The organism is Catenuloplanes japonicus, assembly GCF_000717135.1.
GTDB lineage: Bacteria > Actinomycetota > Actinomycetes > Mycobacteriales > Micromonosporaceae > Catenuloplanes > Catenuloplanes japonicus.
This window is the reverse complement of the sequence record NZ_JNXY01000075.1, coordinates 1-2107: the sequence shown is the minus strand read 5'-3', so window position 1 is coordinate 2107 and position 2107 is coordinate 1. Positions and strand designations below refer to the sequence as shown.

Sequence of the window (2107 nt, the reverse complement as noted above, 5' to 3'; positions counted from 1 at the left end):
GCCGATGCGGGCGAACGTCATGACCGGCCCACCACCGAGATGGCCGAGGAGAACCGCCGGCTGCGCGAAGAGGTCGCTGAGCTGCGCCGGGTCAACGAAATCCTGCGTGCCGCCAGCAGTTATTTCGCGTCGGAGCTGTGCGCCATGTAGCGCTGATTGATCGAGGAGGGTGAGAGACCTTCCCGCTGGGCCGTCGCAGCGGCCCGGTTGAAGCCTGAGGGCAGCCTGACCTGCGCAATAACGGTGAGGGTGGCAAGCGGCCCTGACAAAGGCGTGACGTGCCGGGACTGCCAGACGGTGCGGGCTCGTCGAGGCGAGGCCAGAAGGTGTAACGCGAGTGAACCAGTGTCTGACGCTCCGTAACAGCGAAGCCGGCTCCAACCTGGTGGATATGGGCCGGTGCGCAGCGCACGACCCCGCGGCTTCAGCCGTGGGGTGGACTCCGAAACCGTTTAGCTCCGGCGGTCAGGAGGCCATGGTGAAGGTCTGCGGCGTAGCCGTGGCGATGCTGCCGGAGTAGAGCTGGGCACCTCCCTGGCCGATCGATTTGTTGGTGAACGTGGGAACCGACCGTCGTCCGCCGGTTCCCGTCCGTCCAGGACGGGGGTCGGCAGGTGTGTTGCCGCTGAGGGGCGGGCTGGTCGGGGCGGAGGCCTCGTAGTAGTCGCGGGCGTGACGACCCGCCGCCGGGGTCCGGGAGAGCCGGACGCAGGGCGAAGGAGGCCAGCAAGTCACGCAGTGCGGATACCGGAATACCAGGAGGTTGTCGCCGGTGAATACCTGCGATCCGGAGTTGGCCCTGTTGCGGGCCGAGGATCGGGTACTGGAGATCCAGACCAAGCTGCACCGTTGGGCTCGTGATGATCCTCATCGCCAGTTCAGCGACCTGTTCAACCTCGTCACCGATCCCGCGTTCCTGCTGGTCGCGTGGGATCGGGTGCGGAGTAACAAGGGTGCCAAGACCGCCGGGGTGGACGGCAGAACAGCGCTGTCCATCGTGTTGCGTGTCGGCGTCGAGGAGTTCCTCGACGGGCTGCGGGCCTCGTTGAAGGACCGCAGCTTCCGGCCGCTGCCGGTGCGGGAACGGATGATCCCCAAGCCGGGCGGGAAACTGCGCCGGTTGGGGATCGCGACGATCACCGACCGGGTGGTTCAGGCAGCCGTGAAGCTGGTGCTGGAGCCGATCTTCGAGGCGGACTTCCTGCCATGCTCCTACGGGTTCCGCCCCGGACGCCGGGCTCATGACGCGGTAGCCGAGATCCGTCACCTGGCCACGAATCCACGTCGTTACGAGTGGATCGTGGAAGGCGACATCAAGGCCTGCTTCGACGAGATCGACCACACCGCCCTGATGAGCAGGGTGCGTGGCCGGATCGCCGACAAACGCGTCCTGAATCTGGTGAAGGCGTTCCTGAAAGCCGGGATCCTCGGAGAAGACCGGCAGCTTCAGGAGACCAACGCCGGAACTCCGCAAGGGTCGATCTTGTCCCCGCTGCTGTCCAACATCGCCCTGGCGGTGCTGGACGAACACATCGCCCAGCAACCTGGAGGCCCGAACTCCAGCCCGGGTGTGAGAGCGGCGCGTCTGCGGCGTGGCCTGCCGAACTTCAAGCTGATCCGGTATGCCGACGACTGGTGCCTGATGATCAGAGGCAACCAGTCCGATGCCGTGACGCTGCGGGACGAGATCGCCGGAGTGTTGTCGACGATGGGCCTGCGTTTGTCGCCGGACAAGACCCTGATCACCCATATCGACGAGGGTGTCGACTTCCTCGGGTGGCGCATCCAGCGTCACCGCAAGCGAGGAACGAACCGGTACTTCATCTATACCTATCCGGCCAAGAAGTCGCTGAAAGCGGTGATGGCCAAGGTGAAGACGTTGTGCAGGCAGGTCGAGGTTAGCCAGCCGCTGGACGAGCTGATCCGTCGGCTCAACCAGGCAGTTCGTGGCTGGTGCGCCTACTTCCGGCCGGGGGTGTCGTCGGCGACCTTCGCCTATCTGAGTCAGTGAGGTTGTCCGAGCAATGAGTTGACTACTGACGGTGCTACGTGGTGCGTCCGTGTTCGGTGTGCAGGATGACCAGTGCGGCGGCGACGATCTTCCCGA

1 protein-coding gene is annotated in these 2107 nt (G+C 65.1%); it reads left to right on the top strand.

Going from position 1 to position 2107, the window contains the following annotated elements; genetic code table 11:
• Positions 1 to 772: 772 nt before the first annotated feature.
• Positions 773 to 2011 (top strand): group II intron reverse transcriptase/maturase, encoded by a 1239-nt coding sequence (ltrA, locus tag OP04_RS48025; protein WP_085067383.1) that lies wholly within the window; start codon positions 773 to 775, stop codon positions 2009 to 2011.
• Positions 2012 to 2107: the final 96 nt, after the last annotated feature.